The organism is Streptomyces rubrogriseus, assembly GCF_027947575.1.
In the GTDB taxonomy this organism is placed as follows: Bacteria; Actinomycetota; Actinomycetes; order Streptomycetales; family Streptomycetaceae; genus Streptomyces; species Streptomyces rubrogriseus.
Genome location: NZ_CP116256.1, coordinates 7,278,900 through 7,299,636, shown reverse-complemented (window position 1 = coordinate 7,299,636; position 20,737 = coordinate 7,278,900). Strand labels below are relative to the sequence as shown.

General features: G+C 71.4%; 16 protein-coding genes. 5 read left to right on the top strand and 11 right to left on the bottom strand.

Annotated elements, in window-relative coordinates:
* Positions 1-281: 281 nt before the first annotated feature.
* The 3 genes from Sru02f_RS32675 (at position 282) to Sru02f_RS32665 (ending at position 4,357) form a co-directional block, all read left to right on the top strand.
* Entirely contained in the window at positions 282-1,607 is a 1,326-nt protein-coding gene (locus tag Sru02f_RS32675) for a PhoH family protein (protein WP_003973949.1), read from the top strand.
* A 479-nt stretch (positions 1,608-2,086) separates the two neighbouring features.
* On the top strand, positions 2,087-2,785 hold the full coding sequence (locus tag Sru02f_RS32670; protein WP_174855145.1) for an aggregation-promoting factor C-terminal-like domain-containing protein: 699 nt from the start codon (positions 2,087-2,089) through the stop codon (positions 2,783-2,785).
* Positions 2,786-2,947: 162 nt separating this feature from the next.
* A complete protein-coding gene (locus tag Sru02f_RS32665) occupies positions 2,948-4,357 on the top strand; it encodes an AI-2E family transporter (protein WP_109033206.1) in 1,410 nt (469 codons plus the stop codon).
* A gap of 163 nt (positions 4,358-4,520) precedes the next feature.
* Here the strand turns inward: Sru02f_RS32665 and Sru02f_RS32660 are convergent, their stop codons facing one another.
* Both Sru02f_RS32660 and Sru02f_RS32655 read right to left on the bottom strand, forming a co-directional pair.
* On the bottom strand, positions 4,521-5,057 hold the full coding sequence (locus Sru02f_RS32660) for an alkyl hydroperoxide reductase (RefSeq protein ID WP_109033207.1): 537 nt from the start codon (positions 5,055-5,057) through the stop codon (positions 4,521-4,523).
* A 6-nt stretch (positions 5,058-5,063) separates the two neighbouring features.
* Entirely contained in the window at positions 5,064-5,618 is a 555-nt protein-coding gene (locus Sru02f_RS32655; protein WP_003973945.1) for a peroxiredoxin, read from the bottom strand.
* Between the two features lie 137 nt (positions 5,619-5,755).
* On the opposite strand from Sru02f_RS32655, the gene Sru02f_RS32650 reads away from it, so the two are divergent.
* Complete coding sequence (locus Sru02f_RS32650; protein WP_109033208.1) at positions 5,756-6,694, top strand: LysR substrate-binding domain-containing protein; 939 nt, start codon at positions 5,756-5,758, stop codon at positions 6,692-6,694.
* A 92-nt stretch (positions 6,695-6,786) separates the two neighbouring features.
* Here Sru02f_RS32650 and Sru02f_RS32645 read toward each other — a convergent pair whose 3' ends face one another.
* The 5 genes from Sru02f_RS32645 to Sru02f_RS32625 form a co-directional block, all read right to left on the bottom strand.
* Complete coding sequence (locus Sru02f_RS32645; RefSeq protein ID WP_174855146.1) at positions 6,787-9,129, bottom strand: ABC transporter permease; 2,343 nt, start codon at positions 9,127-9,129, stop codon at positions 6,787-6,789.
* A complete protein-coding gene (locus Sru02f_RS32640) occupies positions 9,126-9,815 on the bottom strand; it encodes an ABC transporter ATP-binding protein (RefSeq protein WP_109033209.1) in 690 nt (229 codons plus the stop codon). Before Sru02f_RS32640 ends, Sru02f_RS32645 begins: the two co-directional genes overlap by 4 nt.
* A complete protein-coding gene (locus tag Sru02f_RS32635; protein WP_003973941.1) occupies positions 9,812-10,336 on the bottom strand; it encodes a PadR family transcriptional regulator in 525 nt (174 codons plus the stop codon). The genes Sru02f_RS32640 and Sru02f_RS32635 overlap by 4 nt, the downstream gene beginning before the upstream one ends.
* A 183-nt stretch (positions 10,337-10,519) precedes the next feature.
* The gene (locus tag Sru02f_RS32630; RefSeq protein WP_109033210.1) at positions 10,520-10,825 is read right to left on the bottom strand and encodes a type II toxin-antitoxin system antitoxin; all 306 of its coding nucleotides are present in this window, start codon (positions 10,823-10,825) and stop codon (positions 10,520-10,522) included.
* Positions 10,822-11,760, bottom strand: coding sequence for an SPFH domain-containing protein (locus tag Sru02f_RS32625; protein ID WP_109033211.1), 939 nt, complete (start codon positions 11,758-11,760; stop codon positions 10,822-10,824). The genes Sru02f_RS32630 and Sru02f_RS32625 overlap by 4 nt, the downstream gene beginning before the upstream one ends.
* A 248-nt stretch (positions 11,761-12,008) precedes the next feature.
* Between Sru02f_RS32625 and Sru02f_RS32620 the strand changes: the two genes are divergently transcribed.
* Positions 12,009-14,330 carry a transglycosylase domain-containing protein gene (locus Sru02f_RS32620; RefSeq protein ID WP_164274242.1) on the top strand — a complete coding sequence of 774 codons (2,322 nt, stop codon included), beginning with the start codon at positions 12,009-12,011 and terminating at the stop codon, positions 14,328-14,330.
* Between the two features lie 107 nt (positions 14,331-14,437).
* Here Sru02f_RS32620 and Sru02f_RS32615 read toward each other — a convergent pair whose 3' ends face one another.
* The 4 genes from Sru02f_RS32615 to Sru02f_RS32600 all read right to left on the bottom strand — a co-directional run bounded on the left by Sru02f_RS32615 (position 14,438) and on the right by Sru02f_RS32600 (position 20,621).
* Complete coding sequence (locus Sru02f_RS32615; RefSeq protein ID WP_167469670.1) at positions 14,438-16,606, bottom strand: SpoIIE family protein phosphatase; 2,169 nt, start codon at positions 16,604-16,606, stop codon at positions 14,438-14,440.
* Positions 16,607-16,888: 282 nt separating this feature from the next.
* Positions 16,889-17,599: a cytidylyl-2-hydroxypropylphosphonate hydrolase gene (gene fomD, locus Sru02f_RS32610; protein WP_109033213.1), complete on the bottom strand. Its 711-nt coding sequence runs from the start codon at positions 17,597-17,599 to the stop codon at positions 16,889-16,891.
* Positions 17,600-17,687: 88 nt separating this feature from the next.
* Complete coding sequence (locus Sru02f_RS32605) at positions 17,688-19,073, bottom strand: class II fumarate hydratase (RefSeq protein ID WP_109033214.1); 1,386 nt, start codon at positions 19,071-19,073, stop codon at positions 17,688-17,690.
* A gap of 90 nt (positions 19,074-19,163) precedes the next feature.
* Positions 19,164-20,621: a M28 family peptidase gene (locus Sru02f_RS32600; RefSeq protein ID WP_109033215.1), complete on the bottom strand. Its 1,458-nt coding sequence runs from the start codon at positions 20,619-20,621 to the stop codon at positions 19,164-19,166.
* Between the last annotated feature and the right edge of the window lie 116 nt (positions 20,622-20,737).

Genomic DNA, 20,737 nt, shown 5'->3' with positions numbered 1-20,737 from the left:
CCACGGGTGTCGGATCTCAGCGGACGGCACGGAGCCGTCCGCCCGGGAGGCCCTTTGCACCAGCCCCACCGTGCGGTCACGGCACGGAAGACGCGGCGGAGGACCGGTCCCCGGTCCGCGCCAGTGCAGGGCGGCCCCAGGGACCTGCCTGACGACGACCGTCCGGCGGCCCCCCGACCGGTCGGCTCGTTCCCGCCCTCCCGGCGCGGCTCGTTCCCGCCCTCCCGGCCCAGCGTCCACTCCGTCGCTCCCCGACCTCTTCCGAGGGGGTACGTCCTTCCGTGGTGACCAGCACAAAGCGCCACAAGCCAGATAGGCGCACCTACGTTCTCGACACCAGCGTCCTGCTGGCCGACCCGAACGCCCTGAACCGCTTCGACGAGCACGAGGTCGTGCTCCCCATCGTCGTGGTGACGGAGTTGGAGGCCAAACGGCACCATCCCGAACTCGGCTACTTCGCCCGGCAGGCCCTGCGCCTGCTCGACGAGTTCCGGGTGCGGCACGGTCGCCTCGACGCCCCCATCCCGATCGGGGACCTCGGCGGCACCGTCCGCGTCGAGCTCAACCACTCGGACCCCAGCGTGCTGCCCACCGGCTACCGCCTGGGGGACAACGACTCCCGCATCCTCGCGGTCGCCCGCAACCTCCAGGCGGAGGGATTCGACGTCACCGTCGTCTCGAAGGACCTCCCGCTCAGGATCAAGGCGTCCTCCGTCGGACTCCTGGCCGAGGAGTACCGCGCCGAGCTGGCCATCACGGACGCCTCCGGCTGGACCGGAATGTCCGAACTCACCCTGCCGGGTGAGCAGGTGGACGTGCTCTTCGAGGAGGGCCGGGTCTACGTCCCCGAGGCGGCCGGCCTGCCCGTGCACACCGGTCTGACCATCCAGTCGGAGCGCGGCAAGGCCCTCGGCCGGGTCACGCCCGACGGCAACGTCCGGCTGGTGCGCGGCGACCGGGAGGCGTTCGGCATCAAGGGGCGCAGCGCCGAGCAGCGGATCGCGCTCGACCTGCTCCTCGACCCGGACGTCGGCATCGTGTCGATGGGCGGCCGGGCCGGCACCGGCAAGTCGGCGCTCGCCCTGTGCGCGGGCCTCGAAGCGGTCCTGGAGCGCCGGCAGCACCAGAAGGTGATGGTCTTCCGGCCGCTGTACGCGGTGGGCGGGCAGGAACTCGGCTATCTGCCCGGCTCCGAGGCCGAGAAGATGAGCCCCTGGGCGCAGGCGGTCTTCGACACGCTGTCGGCCGTCACCAGCCGCGAGGTCATCGAGGAGGTGACCGCGCGCGGGATGCTGGAGGTGCTGCCGCTCACCCACATCCGGGGGCGCTCGCTGCACGACGCGTTCGTGATCGTGGACGAGGCGCAGTCGCTGGAGCGGAACGTGCTGCTGACCGTGCTGTCCCGGATCGGGGCCAACTCACGGGTCGTACTCACCCATGACGTGGCACAACGGGACAATCTGCGGGTGGGCCGGTACGACGGAGTCGTCGCCGTCGTCGAGAAACTGAAGGGGCATCCGCTCTTCGCGCACGTCACCCTGACGCGCTCCGAGAGGTCCCAGATCGCGGCGCTCGTGACCGAAATGCTGGAGGACGGTCACATCTGACGCTTCCGTGAAGTCCGACCCGTGACGGGTCGATTGCCCGCGGGAGAGCCGGTTACCCGCCGGTTCGGCGCCGTCCGGAAAGGCCCAGAGCCTAGCCGGGCGGCGCCTCGGCGTGTGCCGATTTCCGTGAATCCCCTGGGCCAAACGAGATGTGAGCTTTCACACGCAACACAGAATTGCCTCACCCCGCCGGGTTACGGCAGAGTCTCACTCCTGTCAGGCCCCGCATACGACACAGGTGTACCTCTGGGGGTACCTCCCACACCTTTAGGGCAGTGGGGGAGGTACGGCGCCCCAGAAGCACCAGATCCAACTCCATAGCAGAGTCGTATGCCGCCCGAGCACCACGCGGCGCTCCCGCACAGGGAGTTGTCCACCGGGCCCGTGCCTCCCGTGACCCGTAGTTGGGGAGGCCAGCGCCAGGGGCACGATTGCGTCCGCGAGGGTCACCGAAGCGGGCGATGCTGGAAGGAAACCGTGTGAGCCGGATCTCGGTCCGGGGATTCGCAGTGGCCTCGGCCACGGCGGTCACCGCCGTCGGAAGCGTCGTCGGAGTTGCCTCGGGCAGCGTCGCGCAGAGCAACGACGACGCGGAGGCGACGGCAGCAGGCACGACTCTGCTTGCCGACATCCCCATGGGTGAGCAGGCGCAGGTGCAGACCGCGTCCCTGACGCAGCAGGCCGACGTGCAGGCCATCGCCGCGGACGCGAGCGCCAAGAAGGACGCCGAGGAGGCGGCCCGCAAGGCAGCCGCCAAGACCGCCGTGGACAAGCAGGAGAAGGCCAAGAAGGCGGCGGCGGAGGCCAAGGAGCGCGAGGCGGAGAAGGAAGCGGCCAGCCGCGACGCCCAGCGCGACGCCAGCAGCTTCACCGTCCAGAGCTCCTACAGCACCAGCCAGATCCAGGCGATGGCGCGCCAGATGGTGCCCAGCGGCCAGTTCCAGTGCTTCAGCAACATCGTGAACCACGAGTCCAGCTGGAACTACCAGGCCGTCAACGCCTCCTCCGGCGCCTACGGTCTCTTCCAGGCCCTCCCGGCGGGCAAGTACGCCTCCGCGGGCGCCGACTGGCGGACCAACCCGGCCACCCAGATCAAGTGGGGCCTCAGCTACATGGACAACCGCTACGGCAGCCCGTGCGACGCCTGGACCTTCTGGCAGGCCAACCACTGGTACTGAGCCCGTAGTCGCCCGCCTTCCCCGGCGCCGCGGTCCACGCTCAACCTCGCGCAGCCCCTCACCGTCTTGTGGTGAGGGGCTTTCGCGCTCCCGCCATGTACGGTCGGACCGGAACGACTCCAGGGGGGAGTGGTGGGGAAGGACGGGGGAAGAGGACGGATCATGTCACGAGTGCCAGGGTGGCTCGGCCGGCTCGGCGCCGGACTGACGCGGGCGAGCGAGCGGTTGGAGCAGCGCCGCGAGGAAGCACGGCGCGACGACGCCGACCACGGACCCGGGCCGGTCTCCGACCACGAGAGCCGGCCCCTGGACGACACGGCTGAGGACGAGGCCGGGGACTCCGCGGTCGAGCACCTCGCCGCCCACCGTCCGGTCGCACTCGCCGACCGTCCCGATCCGGCTCAGGCCGTGCCCTGGGGAGTACGGGTGGCCGCGGAGGCGGGGTGGCGGCTGCTGGTGCTCGCGGGCACCGTGTGGGTGCTGATGCGGGTCATCAGCGCCGTACAGCTCGTGGTGCTGGCGTTCGTGGCCGCGCTGCTGATCACCGCGCTGCTCCAGCCGGCCGTGGCCTGGTTGCGCCGGCACGGGGTGCCGAGGGGGCCGGCCACCGCCCTGACCGCGATCCTCGGGTTCGTGGTGATGGGACTGATCGGCTGGTTCGTCACCTGGCAGGTCATGGAGAACATCGACAACCTCTCCGACCAGGTCCAGGACGGCATCGACGAACTGCGCAACTGGCTGCTGAACAGCCCCTTCCACGTCACCGACAAACAGATCAACGAGATCGCGAAGAACCTGCGCGACGCGGTGGGCGCCAACACCGACCAGATCACGTCGGCCGGACTCGAAGGCGTCACGGTCGTCGTCGAGGCGCTCACCGGCATCCTGCTGGCCGCGTTCTCGACGCTGTTCCTGCTCTACGACGGCAAGCGCATCTGGCAGTGGTCGCTGAAGCTGGTACCCGCGGCAGCCCGGCCGGGCGTGGCCGGGGCCGGCCCGCGCGCCTGGCGGACGCTGACCGCCTACGTGCGCGGCACGGTGATAGTCGCGCTGATCGACGCCATCTTCATCGGCCTCGGCATCTACTTCCTGGACGTGCCGATGGCCGTCCCGCTGGCCGTGTTCATCTTCCTGTTCGCCTTCATCCCGCTGGTCGGCGCGGTGGTGTCGGGTGCGCTCGCGGTGGTGGTGGCGCTGGTGACGCAGGGCGTGTTCGCGGCGGTCATGACGCTCGTCGTGGTGCTGGCGGTGCAGCAGATCGAGGGGCATATCCTGCAACCGTTCATCCTCGGACGCGCGGTGCGGGTCCATCCGCTCGCGGTGGTGCTGTCGGTGGCCGCCGGCGGCATGGTGGCCGGCATCGGCGGCGCCGTGGTCGCCGTGCCGCTGGTGGCGGTGACCAACACCGTCGTGGGCTACCTGCGGGCGTACTCCCGCGAGGCCGCCCTGCGCCGGACGCCGAGACCGCACGGAGCCACCTCGACCGACGCCGCCCCGGCCGTCGACCGCGTGCCGGGGCCGCCGAAGCCCCCGGAACCCCCGGCGGACGGCCCGTCGCCGGACACCCCCTAGGGCTTGTCTGACAATTCTCGTCTGCGGGCGACGACGTGCATTGTCAGACAGGTCCTGGCGGCGCGCCGCCGCCCGGGCACCGGTACGCGAACGGGCCCCGTCCACCTCTCGGTGGGCGGGGCCCGTGCCGTGCTTGCCGCGCCGGGACGAATCCCGTGCGGGACTACTCGGCGGCGAGGACCGCCTCGGCGTCCAGCGTGACGCCGACGGCCTCGACCACGGCGGCGATCTTGAACGCCTCCTGGATCGTCTCGCGGTCCACGCCGGCCTTGCGGAGCACCTGCTCGTGCGAGTCCAGGCACATGCCGCAGCCGTTGATGGCGGACACCGCGAAGGACCACAGCTCGAAGTCGACCTTGTCGACGCCCGGGTTGCCGATGACGTTCATCCGCAGACCGGCACGCAGGGTGCCGTACTCGTGGTCCGACAGCAGGTGCCGGGTGCGGTAGAACACGTTGTTCATCGCCATCACGGCGGCGGCCGACTTGGCGGCCGAGTACGCCTCGGACGAGAGGTTCGCCTTCGCCTCCGGCTCCAGCTCGCGCAGCACGATGGGGGAGCGCGAGGCGATGGCGGTCGCCAGCACGGTGCCCCACAGCTGCTGCGCCGGGAGGTCGGAGTTGCCGATGACCGAACCCAGGTTGAGCTTCAGGTCCTTGGCGTAGTCCGGGACGGCGGACTTCAGGGAGTCGAGGGACATGTCAGATCACTCTCCCGAGAGCAGCGCGACCGGGTCCAGGGTCTCGTCGCCCTTGCTCCAGTTGCACGGGCAGAGCTCGTCGGTCTGCAGGGCGTCGAGGACCCGCAGGACCTCCTTGGGGTTACGGCCGACGGAGCCGGCGGTGACCATCGTGAACTGGATCTCGTTGTTCTGGTCCACGATGAAGACCGCGCGCTGCGCGAAGCCGTCCTCGCCCTCGATGCCGAGGTCGCGCATGAGCTCGTGCTTCGAGTCGGCCAGCATCGGGAAGGGCAGGTCGGTCAGGTCCGGGTGGTCCTTGCGCCAGGCGTGGTGCACGAACTCGGAGTCGCCGGAGAAGCCGAGGATCTGGGCGTCACGGTCGGCGAACTCGTCGTTCAGCTTGCCGAAGGCGGCGATCTCGGTCGGGCACACGAAGGTGAAGTCCTTGGGCCAGGCGAAGACGACCTTCCACTGACCCTCGTAGGTCTTGTGGTTGATCTGCTGGAACTCCTTGCCCTTCTCCAGCGAGACGCAGGCGGTCAGGTCGAACTCGGGGAACTTGTCACCGACAGTGAGCACGTGCTCTCCAAAAGCGCAGCGAAGAAACGCCCATTTTGCGAGCGTTTCCCATGGGTTGGACGTTAGTGATGTTGGCACAGGGTGCATTGATTAGTGAAATAGCTACACTCGGTCGAGTTGATCGGAGGTAGCTATTAGTGTCCAGTAAGAAGAGACAGCCCAGCCTCGCTCAGCTGCGGGCTTTCGACGCGGTCGCCGAGCACCTGCATTTCCGTGACGCCGCCGCCGCGATCGGCATGAGCCAGCCGGCGCTCTCGGGCGCCGTCTCCGCCCTGGAAGAGACACTGGGTGTCACCCTCCTGGAGCGTACGACGCGCAAGGTGCTGCTCTCCCCGGCCGGAGCCCGGCTCGCGGTGCGGACCAAGGCGGTGCTGGCGGAGGTCGGCGCGCTCATCGAGGAGGCGGAGGCGGTGCGGGCGCCCTTCACCGGCGCGCTGCGGCTCGGCGTCATCCCGACCGTGGCGCCGTACCTGCTGCCGACGGTGCTGCGCCTCGTCCACGAGCGCTATCCCGACCTCGACCTCCAGGTCCACGAGGAGCAGACGGCGAGCCTCCTGGAGGGCCTGACGACCGGCCGGCTCGACCTGCTGCTGCTCGCGGTGCCCCTCGGTGTCCCCGGCGTCACCGAACTCCCGCTCTTCGACGAGGACTTCGTCCTGGTCACGCCGCTCGACCACCGGCTCGGCGGCCGGGAGGGCCTGGAGCGCTCGGTGCTGCGCGAGCTGAAGCTGCTGCTGCTCGACGAGGGGCACTGCCTGCGCGACCAGGCGCTCGACATCTGCCGGGAGGCGGGCCGCGCGGGCGTCCCGGCGACGACCTCGGCCGCCGGTCTGTCGACGCTGGTGCAGCTGGTGGCGGGCGGCCTCGGGGTGACGCTGCTGCCCCGCACCGCCGTCCGGGTGGAGACCTCCCGCTCCAGCCAGCTCCTCACCGCGTCCTTCACCGACCCGGCCCCCACCCGCCGTATCGCCCTCGCCATGCGCACGGGCGCGGCCCGCTCGGCGGAGTACGCGGAACTGGCGGCGGCCCTGCGCGAGGCGATGGCGGACCTGCCGGTGCGGACGGTGCACGACTGAGGGACCGGGGGACCACCCGGCCGGGCGGTCCCCCGGTCCCTCGCTCACTCAGGCCCTCGGTCCTCGGTGCCTCGGTCGTGCACCCGCGGGGCCTACTCCGTGCGCAGCCCCTCCGGCCGCATCAGCCGCAGCAGTGGCGGCAGGCTGCACAGCGTCACCACCAGGACGACCCCCGCGCCGATGCCGGTCATGGCCAGGACGCCGGTCCAGTCGACGCTGACCGGGGTGTTCGTCATCTTCAGCAGCACCGTGCCCAGGGTCAGACCCACCACCGAGGCGAGCAGCAGGCCGAGCACGATGGGAATCGCCGTCTGCCACAGCACCGACAGGCTCAGCGTGCGGCGCCGGGTGCCGAAGGCGACCAGGGCCGACAGCAGCTTCTTGCGCTCGCGCAGCTGCTCCAGCTGGGAGACCAGCAGACTGGCGCCGATCAGCGCCAGCACACACGCCGCCCCCACGAACAGGCCGGTGCGGATGGCGTCGAACCGGTCGGTCCGCTCGGTCGCCGCCCAGGCCACCGCGTCCGCCAGCGGGTCGATGGCGACGGTGGTGTTCCGAACCAGGTCGTGCACGTCCGGCACCGACTGGTCCAGCCGGAGGTAGGCGTGTCCGTCCAGCGCCGGCGCGAGGGCCTCCGGCATCGCCTCCCGGGTCATCAGGACGCCGCCCCGGTCGGTCCCGGCCAGCAGACCGGTACGCGGCTTCGCGGCCTTGACGCCCTGCGGCACCGTCCAGGGGATCTCATGGCGCTTCGGGATGCCGTCGTAGGACGGGTCGACGTAGAGCTTCCGGCCCGGCGCGGCCAGTTTCGGCACGTCCTCCTCGCCGTCCCACTCGGCGCCGTGGACGACGAACACGTCCCCTTCGGCGCACGACGACAGCCTGGCGATCTCCCGCAGCGAGGCGCAGTCCCCCACGGTCAGCGTCGTGCCGTGGTCCGGGTCCTTGGACCGGTCGCCCAGCCAGGCCTCGGAGAAGGCGTTGACCGCCTCGACGCCCTTGGTGTCGCGGAACTTCACGGCCGCCTGGTCCATGGGGACCCCGCTCGGGAGGATCGCCTCCATCTGCGCCCACGACACGTCCTGCCCGGTGGACTTGGTGTAGTCGTCGTCCACGCCGGCGAACAGCATCTGCAGCGCGATCGCCCCGGCGACGGCCACCGCGATGCCGTTGACCATCCGGGCCGCCGTCCCGCTGCTCAGCTGGAGCCTGCGCACGGCCAGCTGCCAGGCCACGCCGCCGGAGCCGAGCCTGGCGACGACGCTCTCCACGACCCACGGCAGCAGCGCGGTCACGCCCACCAGGAGCAGGACGACGCCGCCGGTCACCAGGTACTGGTTGAAGTCGCCGTTCTCGCGCCCGTTGCCGATCATCGGGTAGAGCATCGCCAGTCCGGCCAGCGGCAGAATCAGCCGCCACCACAGTCGGCGCCGGGCCGGCCGGCCCGCACGCACCACGCCGAGCGGCTCGATGACCACCCCGCGCAGCGCGAACAGCGTCACCAGCACCGCCGCCGTCGGCACGGCCACCGCCACCAGCAGCGCCAGCACCGGCGAGGGGTTGAGGTAGCTGGGGAACACGCTGATGCGGAACACCTCGGCACTGCCCGCGAGCTGCCGTCCGACCATGAAGAACCCGGCACCGAAGACCAGCCCGAGCGCCGCGCCCGCCATCGCCTCACCGGCGGCGATCCGCCGGGTCATACGGCTGTCGGAGCCGACCAGGCGCAGCGCCGCGAGTCGCCGGTCCCGACGCTCGCCGCCGAACCGCACGGCGGCGGCGATGAACACCGCGACCGGCATCAGCAGCACCACGAAGACGACGAGGACCAGCAGGATCAGTACCGGGTCGGACCGCTCCTCCCCGGGGTCCGGGTCGCCGAACCGGTCGATACGCTCGATCCGGCCCGACGTGATGTGCTCCGCGAGCCCCTCCGCGCCCCGGTAGTAGGCGAGTTCGGCCGAGCCGATCAGCCCCTCCTCGGCGATCGTGCCGACCACCCGGTCCGGCAGCCGCTCGCGCAGCAGCGCACCGGAGTCCGAGTTCAGCAGCTCCTTCAGCGCGGGGGAGACCACCATCTCGCCCACCGCCGGGAACTTCTCCACCCCCGGCGGCAGCGGTGCCCGCGGACCCTCGGGCTCCAGGGCCCGGCCCCGGACGTCGTCGTCGCGGAAGGTGTCGTCGAGCCTGGCGAGCACGAGCGTGTCGTTCGCCTTCGGCATCGGGTCGGTGGCGAAGGTGATGTCGGAGCGCGCCGCCTCCCGGTCGTGCCGCACGGCGAGCGCGTTCGGGATCGCCGTCGTCAGCAGCAGCAGCGCCACGCCGAGCCCGACGCCGACGGCGGTCAGCACGGCCCGGGTCCAGCCCTCGCGGCCGCCGGTGAAGGCGAAGCGGACGCCCAGCATCAGGTCGGCGGCCCACTGGCGCACGTTCATACGACCCGCTCCATGTCCCGGGACTTGCCGTCGCGTACGACGATCTCGCGGTCGGAGTAGGCGGCCACCCGTGCCTCGTGCGTGACCAGCACGACCGCGGCGTTGGTGGAGCGGGCGGCGTCCGTGAGCAGCTCCATCACGCGCTCCCCGTTGAGGGAGTCCAGCGCGCCGGTCGGCTCGTCCGCGAAGAGCACGCGCGGGTTGGTGACCAGCGAGCGCGCCACCGCGACCCGCTGCCCCTGGCCGCCCGAGACCTCGCCGGGCCGCTTCTTCCCGAGGTCGTCGACCTCCAGCCGCTCCATCCAGCTCAGCGCGGCCCGCTCGGCCTCCTTGCGGGAGGTGCCGTTCAGGCGCAGCGGAAGGGCGACGTTCTCGACACAGGTCAGCTCCGGCACCAGCTGGCCGAACTGAAACACGAACCCGAAGTCCGAGCGGCGCAGCGCACTGCGCTGGGCGTCGGACATCGCCGACAGCTCGCGCCCGTTGTACGTGATGGTCCCCGAGTCGGGCGGCACGATGCCGGCGAGGCAGTGCAGCAGCGTCGACTTGCCGGACCCGGAGGGGCCCATGACGGCGACCACCTCGCCGGGGTGGATGGAGAACTCGGCGCCGTCGAGGGCGAGGGTGGGGCCGTAGGCCTTGCGGAGCTGGTCCGCCGAGAGCAGGGAACCTGCGGGGGGAGTCATCGGGTTACCGCCTCACGGAGCTTGTCGAGGCGCGCGGCGGTCAGTTCCAGCCAGCGCAGGTCGGCCTCGAGGTGGAAGAGGGCGTGGTCGCAGATCAGCTGGTCCGCGAGATCGCCCTTGCGCTTGCGGTCGGTGAGGATGCGCATGCTGCGCAGGTGTTCCGAACGCTGGGTGTCGAGGATGTCGGCGGCGTCGCGGTGGGTGAGCAGCGCGAGGACGACCTTGGTGTACAGCGTCGACTGGAGGTACGGCTCGGGCTTCTCCGGCGTGGCGAGCCACCGCTGTACGTCGGTGATCCCCTCGTCGGTGATCGCGTACCGCTTGCGCTCGGGACCGCCGCCCGCCTCGATGCCGTCGACCACGACGAGGCCGTTCTTCAGCAGGCGGGACATCGTCGAGTAGACCTGGCCGTAGTGCAGCGGCCGGTCGTGACCGAACTTCTCGTCGAAGGCGCGCTTGAGGTCGTAACCGTGGCGCGGCCCGGACTCCAGGAGCCCCAGGAGGGTGTGACCGATGGACATGCGGAGCACTCTACACACGGTGTATACGCACCATGTATACGCACGGTGCAGAGATCGTGGCGGCGGGTACGGGGCGGGACCGGCCCGGGCACAGGACCGCAGGTGGGGGCCGATTGTCACGGTTCCGCTACGACGGAGGCCGCGCCTTCGTCCGGTGGCGGAGGCGCGGCCGGCGAGAGTCGCTCACGAGGGTGGCGCGGCCCCCGGGCCACCGCCCCCCGGCGGGCGGCCACGGCGTGGCAGCGGTCCGGTGCCGCCGGGCAGCCGGCCGGCCTCGGCCAGCGCCCTGCGGAGCAGGAACTCGATCTGGGCGTTGGCCGAGCGCAGCTCGTCGCCCGCCCAGCGGGCCAGCGCCTCGTAGACCTGTGGGTCCAGCCGCAGCAGCACCTGCTTGCGCTGCTGCGGCCGACGCTTCGGGGCCGAGCCCTCGGACGGCGCGGAACCCTGCGCGGAGCCCTCGGGCGCGGAATCCTCGGGCGGGTTCGTCACTGGTAGAGCGTCCCCGTGTTCAGGACCGGCTGGGCGGCGCGGTCCCCGCAGAGCACGACCATCAGGTTGGACACCATCGCCGCCTTGCGCTCGTCGTCCATTTCCACGATGCCCTGCTCGCTGATCCGGGCGAGCGCGGCCTCGACCATGCCGACCGCGCCGTCCACGATCTGCCGCCGCGCGGCGACCACCGCGCCGGCCTGCTGCCGCTGGAGCATCGCCGAGGCGATCTCCGGCGCGTACGCGAGGTGCGTGAAGCGCGACTCGATGATCTGCACGCCGGCCGCCTCCACGCGCGCGTGCAGTTCGACGGCGAGCTTCTCGGTGATCTCCTCGGCGTTGCCGCGCAGCGAGAGGCCGTCCTCGTCGTGGGCGTCGTAGGGGTACTCGATGGCGATGTGCCGCACGGCCGCCTCGGTCTGGGTGGAGACGAACTCGACGTAGTCGTCCACCTCGAAGGTGGCCTGCGCGGTGTCCTCCACCCGCCACACCACGACCGCCGCCAGCTCGATCGGGTTGCCGTAGGCGTCGTTGACCTTCAGGACCGCCGTCTCGTGGTTGCGCACCCTTGTCGAGATCTTGGTGCGGGAGGTGAAGGGGTTGACCCAGCGCAGGCCGTCCTGGCGGATGGTGCCCCGGTACCGCCCGAAGAGCTGCACCACGCGGGCCTCGCCCGGCGCCACCATGTTCAGGCCGCACATCGCGAGGAAGGCGGCCAGGGCGATCAGGATGCCGCCGATGATCAGCACGGCCTTGCCGCCGGTCGAGTCGACCGCCGTGGCGCCTGCGATCAGACCGGCGCCGACGAGCAGCCCGACCAGTCCGAGCAGCAGCGCGAAACCGCCGCCGATGCTGTGCGCCTGGTTCTCGCGCACCCGCGGCGCCGGCATCTCGGGCACATCCGCGGTGACCTGCGGGGCATCGTGCGTGGACATGGGTGGTCCCCCGTTCTCTCTTTGCTCTCTAAGTGATATCACTTTACCACCGGATCACAACCTTGAACCCCTCTCGTACGTCGGTTCCTATGGAGCGGGTGCTGATTCTCACGTCCGTACAAGGCTGGATCGGTTGCCGTTTGTCACATCTCCCGGTGTTAGCTTTCTGAGCTGACCTGAGCGACGAACCTGTGTGGCGCGTGAGCGAGACGTGCCCACAGATGACCGAAGCGGAGCGGATCGGACCCATGGGACGAGCGGAAGAGAGAAAAGCGCGACAGCGCGGTGGACGCCGCGCGGCGCCGAAACGCCGCCGTTCGTCGGGCGCGGGCGCGGCCGCGGGCGGGAAGAGCCGGATACGCCGGCTGTTCACCTGGAAGAAGATCCTCGGCACGTTCTTCGGCCTCTGCCTGCTCGGCATGGGCGCCTTCATCGTGCTGTACATGATGATCGACATCCCCGAGGGCAACCCCGAGGCCGATCTGCAGAGCAACGTCTACAAGTACAGCGACGGCAGCATCATGGCGCGCACGGGCGAGCGCAACCGCGAGATCGTCGACCTCGCCAAGATCCCCAAGGACGTCCAGCGCACCTTCGTCGCCGCCGAGAACAAGACCTTCTACAACGACGCCGGCGTCGACCTCAAGGGCACCGCGCGCGGCGTGCTCAACACCCTCTCCGGCAAGGGCGCGCAGGGCGGTTCGACGATCACCCAGCAGTACGTCAAGAACTACTACCTGACCCAGGAACAGACGGTCTCGCGCAAGCTGAAGGAACTGGTCATCTCCCTCAAGCTGGACCGGGAGAAGTCCAAGGACTACATCCTGGCCGGCTACATCAACACCAGTTACTACGGCCGGGGCGCCTACGGCATCCAGGCCGCCGCACAGGCCTACTACCGCGTCGACGCCGAGGACCTGACGGTCGAACAGGGCGCGTACCTCTCCGCGCTGCTCCAGGCGCCGAACCAGTACGACTGGGCGATCGCCAGCGAGACCGGCAAGAAGCTCGTCCAGCAGCGCTGGAACTACGTCCTGGACAACATGGTCGAGCAGAAGTGGCTCGGCGCGGGCGACCGCCAGGGCATGAAGTTCCCGGAGCCCAAGGAGCCCAAGGCCGCCGCGGGCAAGGAGGGCCAGGTCGGCTACCTGGTCGACGCGGCCGACTACGCGCTCAAGAAGCAGCTCGTCGCCCAGGGCGCGGCCGAGGACATGGAGCAGGCCAAGGCCCTGGTGGACCTCGGCGGTTACACCGTCACCCTCAACATCGACAAGAAGAAGCAGGCCGCGCTGGAAGAGGCGGTCAAGAAGCAGCTCACGGGCAAGCTGGACCCCGACAAGCGCAAGGTCGACGCCGACGTCCAGGCCGGAGCCGCCTCCGTCGACCCGAAGACCGGCTCCGTCGTGGCGATGTACGGCGGCGTGAACTACCTGAAGCACTACACCAACAACGCCACCCGCGACGACTACCAGCCCGCCTCCACCTTCAAGCCGGTCATCCTCGCCGCCGCCGTGGACCACGACGCCGAGACCCAGGACGGCGTGCCGATCACGGCCAACACCCTCTACGACGGCGACAGCGAGCGCCCCGTGATGGACGGCGACAAGGAGGTCGGCTTCGCACCGCCCAACGAGGACGACCACGACTACGGCGAGATCGACGTCCAGGAGGCGATGAACAAGTCCGTCAACTCCGTCTTCGCGCAGATGGGCATCGACGTCGGCATGCCCGAGGTCATGAAGGTCGCCGCCGACCTCGGCATGGACACCGAGGGCGAGCAGGCCGTGCCCGCGCAGACCCTGGGCAGTATGGGCGCCAGCCCGCTGGAGATGGCAGGCGTCTACGCCACCTTCGACAACCACGGCAAGAAGGTCACCCCGGCGATCGTGAAGTCGGTCGAGCACAAGGACCGCAAGGTCGAGATGCCCGACCCCATCGGCGAGCAGGTCATCAGCCGGGAGGCCGCCGACACGGTGACCTCGGTGCTCACCGGCGTGGTCAACGACGGTACGGCCAAGAAGTCCGTCCGGGAGAACCCGCTGCGCGACGGGCAGAAGGTGGCCGGCAAGACCGGTACGTCCGACAACAACAAGTCCGCCTGGTTCAGCGGCTTCACCCCCGGCCTCGTCACCTCCGTCGGCCTGTTCGGCGAGGACGACGAGCCGCCGCACAAGCAGGTCCCGATGTACAAGGCGGCCGGGGTCGACTACCGCGTCAACGGCGGTGGCCCGCCGGCGGAGATCTGGGCCGCGTACACCTTCGGCGTCATGGACGAGGTCACCGAGTTCGACCTGGAGACCAAGCAGGGCGCCGCGGTGCGGCCGAGCAAGTCGCCGACGGCCCCCGAGTCGCCGACCAAGTCGCCGACCCATGAGGAGACGTCCGAGGCACCGCCGCCGTCCAACGACCCGACGACCGAGGCGCCGCCGTCCAACGACCCGACGACCGAGGAACCGCCGGAGTCGCCGACGAACTCGCCGTCGAACAGCCCGTCCACCGAACCGCCGCCGGACGGCGGGTCCACCGAGTCGGGGGACCCGGACCTCCCCGGCGTGGACTGGGGGCAGTAGGCCGCACGCGGTCGCTGACGCGCGCGAAGGGGCGCCCGGTGCTCACCGGGCGCCCCTTCGCGCGACGCCGTTCACCGGCCGCGGACCGGCCGCGGACCGGCCGCGGTTCAGCCGCGGTTCAGCTCGAACCACACCACCTTGCCGGTGCTCAGCCGCGTCGCGCCCCAGCGCCGGGCCAGCCGGTTCACCAGGTACAGCCCGCGACCGCCCTCGTCGGTCGCCCGCGCCTGCCGCAGCCGGGGCAGCTGCGGCACGTCGTCGCCGACCTCGCAGCGCAGCACGTCCGTGCGCAGCAGCCGCAGGGTGACCGGCTTGGAGGCGTACCGCACCGCGTTGGTCACGACCTCGCTGACGAGCAGCTCCACCGCGTCCGTGAGGTCCTCCATGCCCCAGCGGGCGAGCGCCCGCCGGGCCAGCCGCCGGGCCTTGCCGGGCGCCGCGTCCTCCGGGTCCAGGAACCAGTACGACACGTCGCTGGGCGCGATGCCGTCGAAACGGGCGGCGAGCAGCGCGATGTCGTCGTCCCGGTCACCCGGGCCGAGCATGTCCAGCACCTCGTCGCACAGGGCTTCCAGGGGCGGCGGATGGTCCGGCCCGGTCAGCTGCGCGGTCGCCGCCAGGCGCTCCCGCAGCTGCTCTATGCCGGTCCACACGTCCCGCAGCCGGGACTCCACCAGCCCGTCGGTGTACAGGAGCAGGGTCGCGCCGGCCGGGGCGTCCAGCTCCACGGCCTCGAAGTCCACGCCGCCCACCCCGATCGGGGCGCCGGCCGGGACGCGCAGCACCTCGGCCTCGCCGCCCAGGTGCAGCAGCACGGGCGGCGGGTGGCCGGCGTTGGCGACGGTGATGCGGTGCGCGACCGGGTCGTACACCGCGTACAGGCAGGTGGCCATCCGGTCGGTGCCCAGTCGCTGCGCCTGCTCGTCCAGGTGGTGGAGCACCTCCTGCGGCGGCAGGTCGAGCCCGGCCAGGGTCTGCGCCGTGGTCCGCAGCTGGCCCATGATGGCCGCCGACGTCATGGAGTGGCCCATCACGTCCCCGACGACCAGCGCGACCCGGCTGCCCGGCAGCGGGATGGCGTCGTACCAGTCGCCGCCCACCCGCGCGGTCTCGGCGGCCGGGAGGTAGCGGGAGGCCAGCCGTACGCCGGTGCAGCGCGGGAGGTTCTCCGGGAGCATCGTGCGCTGCAGCTCGTCGGCGATGTACGCCTCCCGCCCGTACAGCACCGCCTTGTCGATGCCCAGCGCGCTGTGCGTGGCGAGCTGGGCGGCCACCAGCAGGTCGTCGGCCTCGAAGGGGATGCGCTCCGGGCCGCGCAGGAACAGCGCGGCGCCGATCACCCGGCGTCGGCCGCGCAGCGGCGCGAGGATCGCCCTGCGGCCGTCGGGCAGGGGGAAGTCGCGCTCCTCGCCCAGCAGTTCGGGCAGCGCGGCGCGGGCGGCCGGGGTGTCCGTGAAGACCGGGCGCACCCCGCGCAGCACCTCGGCCAGCGCGCTGCCCGGCCGCACCTCGCACAGCTCGGCGCCGACCGTCTCCAGCTCGGAGGGCTCCGGCTGGGCCGCGGGTGCGAAGCCGCCCTCGGTGTCCCGCTCGGCCGGTATGCGGTCGGTGCGCCGCAGCCTGAGGACCAGGGGGCCGGTGGGCCGCTCGTCGCCGACCGGCAGCGGCTCGCGCAGATAGACGAGGATGGCGTCCGCGAAGGTGGGCACGGTGGCCCGGCACAGCCCCATCACGATCTCGTCCAGGTCCATGCCCCGGGCGATCCGCCGGGTCGCGGCGCCCACGAAGCGCAGCCGGTCCCCGTCCCGCCGCATGGGCGTGGGCTGTCCGGGCGCGGTGGGCTGCCCGGTACGCCGGTCCGGCTCCGCCGGGGCGCCGCGGAGGTCCGTGGCACCGGCCGGCACCTCGGAGCCCGGCCGCGCCGGAGCGGCCTGCCCGCCGCCGGGCACGCCGTCCAGGGCCGAGCCGTCCGGCACACCGCCCGGCTGCCCGCCGTCCGGCTGTACGGGAACGCCCTCGGACCCGGGCCGCGGGCGGTGCGTGTCGGGCTCCGCCGCCTGCCCGGCGCCCGGCTGGGAGTGCTCGAAGGCCCCCGCGGAGTCCGCGCCCGCGGTGGGCGGCGTCTCCCCGGTGCGCCCCTGGGCCGGTAACGCGGACCCGGAGGCGCGCGGCGGCACCGGGGCAGGCAGGAGCGCCCCGCGGGGATCCGTGGGGTCGGCGCCCGTCGAGGGGCGGTCGAAGGAGGTCGGGTGCTCCGTCACGCGTGTCGAATCCATCCGTCCGGGACTGCGCGCGGCGCGTGCAGTTCGTCCCGCAGAAATCCCGATACCCGCAATCCGTGCCCAAGGAACGGGGTTCCCGCGTGGTCAGAGGCTGTTCCTGTGTCACCGGCGGGCCGTCCGCGGCCCGTCTGCGTGTTGCCCTCGTACCCCTCGCTCACGTCCTGCCGCCCCTCGGTGACGATCGGTCAAGCACAGCGCACGCTCCGCCGGTTGCCGCTGCCGCGCTCATTGCGGAGGACGATCCTACGTTTCTTGCCGGGGGGCACATCAAGGGTCTCATGAGGAGACGTGCGCGGGCGTGCGATCCCAGTCCCCCGGCAGCGACGGTACCGGCCACGCCGGATCGGGCCGCCAGTGCTCCCACCCGTCGGCGAACGGTGACCCCCAGGCACGGATCTCCGCCACCGCCGACCGCCCCGCCCGGCGCACCCGCCCGGCCGACCCGGGGTCCATCAGGCCGTCCCGCAGGGCCTGCGCGAACTCGTCCTCGTCCCGCCAGTGCCAGGTGCGGTCCGGGTGGACGGAGATGTCCAGGAAATGGTCCTCGGAGTCGACCCCGCCCTCCCAACGGGTCAGCGGCCGCTCCAGGTTCACGTACCAGTTCTTGAAGCGCCAGCCCGGGTCCCAGAACAGCCACACCGACCAGGCCTCGCCGGGCCGGGCCAGCTTCAGCACCCCCGTGCCGAACCACCGGTCGCGCTGCACGGCGCGCGGCTTGGTGTAGCGCGTGGCCAGCGGTTCCAGGTGCACGGGCGTGCCGTCGGCCAGGACCGGCTTCACACACTCGGTGCCGGGCGCCAGCCACACGGCGAGCAGGTCGGCGTCGTCCCGTACGACGGTGACGGGGCGCGCGATGTGGATGTGCGGGCCGCCGTTCTCCCGGTACCGCCACAGGATGTGGCTGCCGGGCGCCCAGTGCTCCACCGGGCCCGGCGGGCCCGCCGCCCCCGGCCCCGCCGCCGCGCTCACCGCTTCTCCGTCTGTCATGGAGAGATATTAGGTGCCATGGCCAATCGACGCGCCGAAGATCGCGAGAGCGTGCGCCGGCGTACGCTCCCGTGATCGCCCGCCCCTCTCACGGGCGGGTCATCCGCAGCACGTCCAGGGCCTCGTCCAGCTGCTCCTTCGTGAGGTCGCCGCGTTCCACGTATCCGCCCTCCAGCACGGTCTGCCGGATCGTCTTCCGCTCGGCCAGCGCCCTCTTGGCGACCTTGGCGGCCTCCTCGTACCCGATGTACTTGTTGAGCGGCGTGACGACGGAGGGGGACGACTCGGCGTACTCGCGGGCCCGCTCGGGGTGCGCGACGATCCCGTCCACGGTCCGGTCGGCCAGCAGCCGGGAGACGTTGGCGAGCAGCCGCACCGACTCCAGCACGTTCTTGGCGATGACCGGCAGCATCACGTTCAGCTCGAAGTTGCCGGCCGCGCCCGCCGCGGCGACCGTCGCGTCGTTGCCGGTGACCTGGGCGGCGACCATGAGGACCGCCTCGGGGATCACCGGGTTGACCTTGCCGGGCATGATGGACGACCCGGGCTGGAGGTCGGGCAGCGAGATCTCGGCGAGCCCGGTGCGCGGCCCGGACGCCATCCAGCGCAGGTCGTTGGCGATCTTCGTGAGTCCGACGCCGATGGTCCGCAGCTGCCCGCTGGTCTCGACGATGCCGTCCCTGGCGCCCTGCGCCTCGAAGTGGTCGCGCGCCTCGGTCAGCGGCAGCCCCGTCGCGCGGGCCACCTCCTCGATGACGGCGGCGGAGAAGCCGGGCGGGGTGTTGATGCCGGTGCCGACCGCGGTGCCGCCCAGCGGCAGCTCGGCGAGCCGGGGGAGCGACGCCTGGAGCCGCTCGATGCCGTACCGCACCTGGGCCGCGTAGCCGCCGAACTCCTGGCCCAGGGTCACGGGCGTGGCGTCCATGAGGTGCGTACGCCCGGACTTCACCACGTCGGCGAACTCCTCGGCCTTGCGCTCCAAAGCGCCGGCGAGATGGTCCAGGGCCGGCACCAGGTCGCGGGTGACGGCGGCGGTGGCGGCGATGTGGATCGAGGACGGGAAGACGTCGTTGGACGACTGGGAGGCGTTGACGTGGTCGTTGGGATGCACGTCGCGGCCGAGCCGTTCACTGGCCAGGGTGGCGACGACCTCGTTGGTGTTCATGTTGGACGAGGTCCCGGACCCGGTCTGGAACACGTCGACGGGGAAGTGCTCGTCCCACTTCCCCTCGGCCACCTCACCCGCCGCCTCCTGGATCGCGCCGGCGAGGTCCTCGTCGAGCACTCCCAGCTCGGCGTTGACCTTCGCCGCCGCGCCCTTGATCCGCGCGAGCGCCTCGATGTGCGCGCGCTCGATGCGCTGCCCGGAGACGGGGAAGTTCTCGACGGCGCGCTGCGTCTGGGCGCGCCACTTGGCGTCCGCGGGGACGCGGACCTCGCCCATGGAGTCGTGCTCGATGCGGTATTCGCTCATACCGGGTACAGCGTGCGGGGCGACGCGGATGTTCCGGGGCCGGGCCGAACGGGTGCCGGGTCACGCCGTGGTCGGCACCCGCCCGGCGGGTCAGCCCTCCAGCAGGCTCACGTCGTCCAGGACGAAGCCGGTCTGCAGGCTGCCGTCCTCGCTGCCGGTGAAGCTCAGGGCCACCTGCCGGCCGGCGTGGGCGCCGAGGTCGACCGTGCGCTGCACGTAGCCGTCGCGGGCGTCCACGTTGGACAGGGTGGCGAGCGTGGTGCCGTCGGCCTTCACCTTGAAGGTGTCGTACGCCGTCGTGCCCGTCTCGTCGGTGTCGATGTGCAGCCAGTACGTCAGCCGGGTGCATCCGGCCGGCACGGTCACCGTCTGGCCGACCGACTCGGTGTGCGTGGAGCCGTAACCGGCGAGCCACGCGAAGCGGGTCCCGGTGTGCGCCGACTGGCCCGAGTGGGCGCCGATGGTGCCGGTGTCCCCGGTCCACGGCGAGCTGCCGCTCTCGAAGCCGCCGTTGACGACGGGGGTGGTGTCGCAGCCGTCGCCGCCGTCGTCGCCGGTGCCCACGGCGCGCTGCCAGATGGTGTACGCGATGCCGTCCGACGCGCGGTCCAGGCCGGTGGTGTTGATGTTGTCCAGGTTGTCGCACGACCGGTGGTAGCACGGGTCGTACGAGGACCCGGCGGTACCGCCCCACTTGGCGGCCTGCGCGGAGGTCTTGCGGGCACTGGCGCCCATCGCGTAGCCCGAGGTCGGGATGCCGTACTGCTCGAAGGAGTAGTCGTCGCTGCGCCCGGCGCCCTCGGTGTTCTCCTCGGGCTGCAGGCCCAGCGAGTCCCAGTACGCCTTCATCGGCGCGGCGGCGGACGAGGTGACGTGGTTGACGAAGTAGCCGCCGTTGGTGGAGGCGATCATGTCGAAGTTGTAGTACGCCGTGATCGCGGACCGCTGCGCCGAGGAGAGCGAGCGGACGTAGAAGTCGGAGCCGTTGAGGCCCTGTTCCTCGTCGGTCCACCAGGCGAAGCGGACCCGGCCCTGCATCGTCGGGTTCTGCCGCGCCAGGGTCAGGGCGTTCTCCAGGAGGGCGGCCGAGCCCGAGCCGTTGTCGTTCATGCCGGGGCCCGCCGAGACGCTGTCCAGGTGGGCGCCGAACATGTACACGTCGTTCGCGTCGCCGTGCGGCCACTCGGCGATCAGGTTGGGGCCGGCGCCGCTGCTGCAACCGGAGGTGCACGGCTGCTCGGTGACGGTGTAACCGGCCGCCTGCAGCTTGCCCTTCACGTAGGCGACGGAGTCGCGGTACCCCTGGCCGGTCGAGCGGCGGGTGCCGCCGTTGCGCCCGGCTATGGAGTGCAGCTCGGTCAGGTGCGCCGTCACCTTCGTCACGTCGACGTCGGGCGACTGGGCGGCGGGCGTGGTGCCGGCGGCGACGGCGGGGAGTGTGCCGAGGCCGAGCACGACGGCGAGGGACAGGCTCGCCACGGCGAATCTTCGTTTCACCTTGGTCCTCCAGAAGTGGCTGAGGGGTGGCCACGCATGGCATGTACGCATGGCGTGTACATGTCGGAGCGGCGAAAGACTCACAGGGGGAGCCGGGGCAGTCAATGGAACGGACGCCCGGGAGGGCAGGTTGTCCGAAAGAAGAACCGTCTGTTCGATATCCGGAC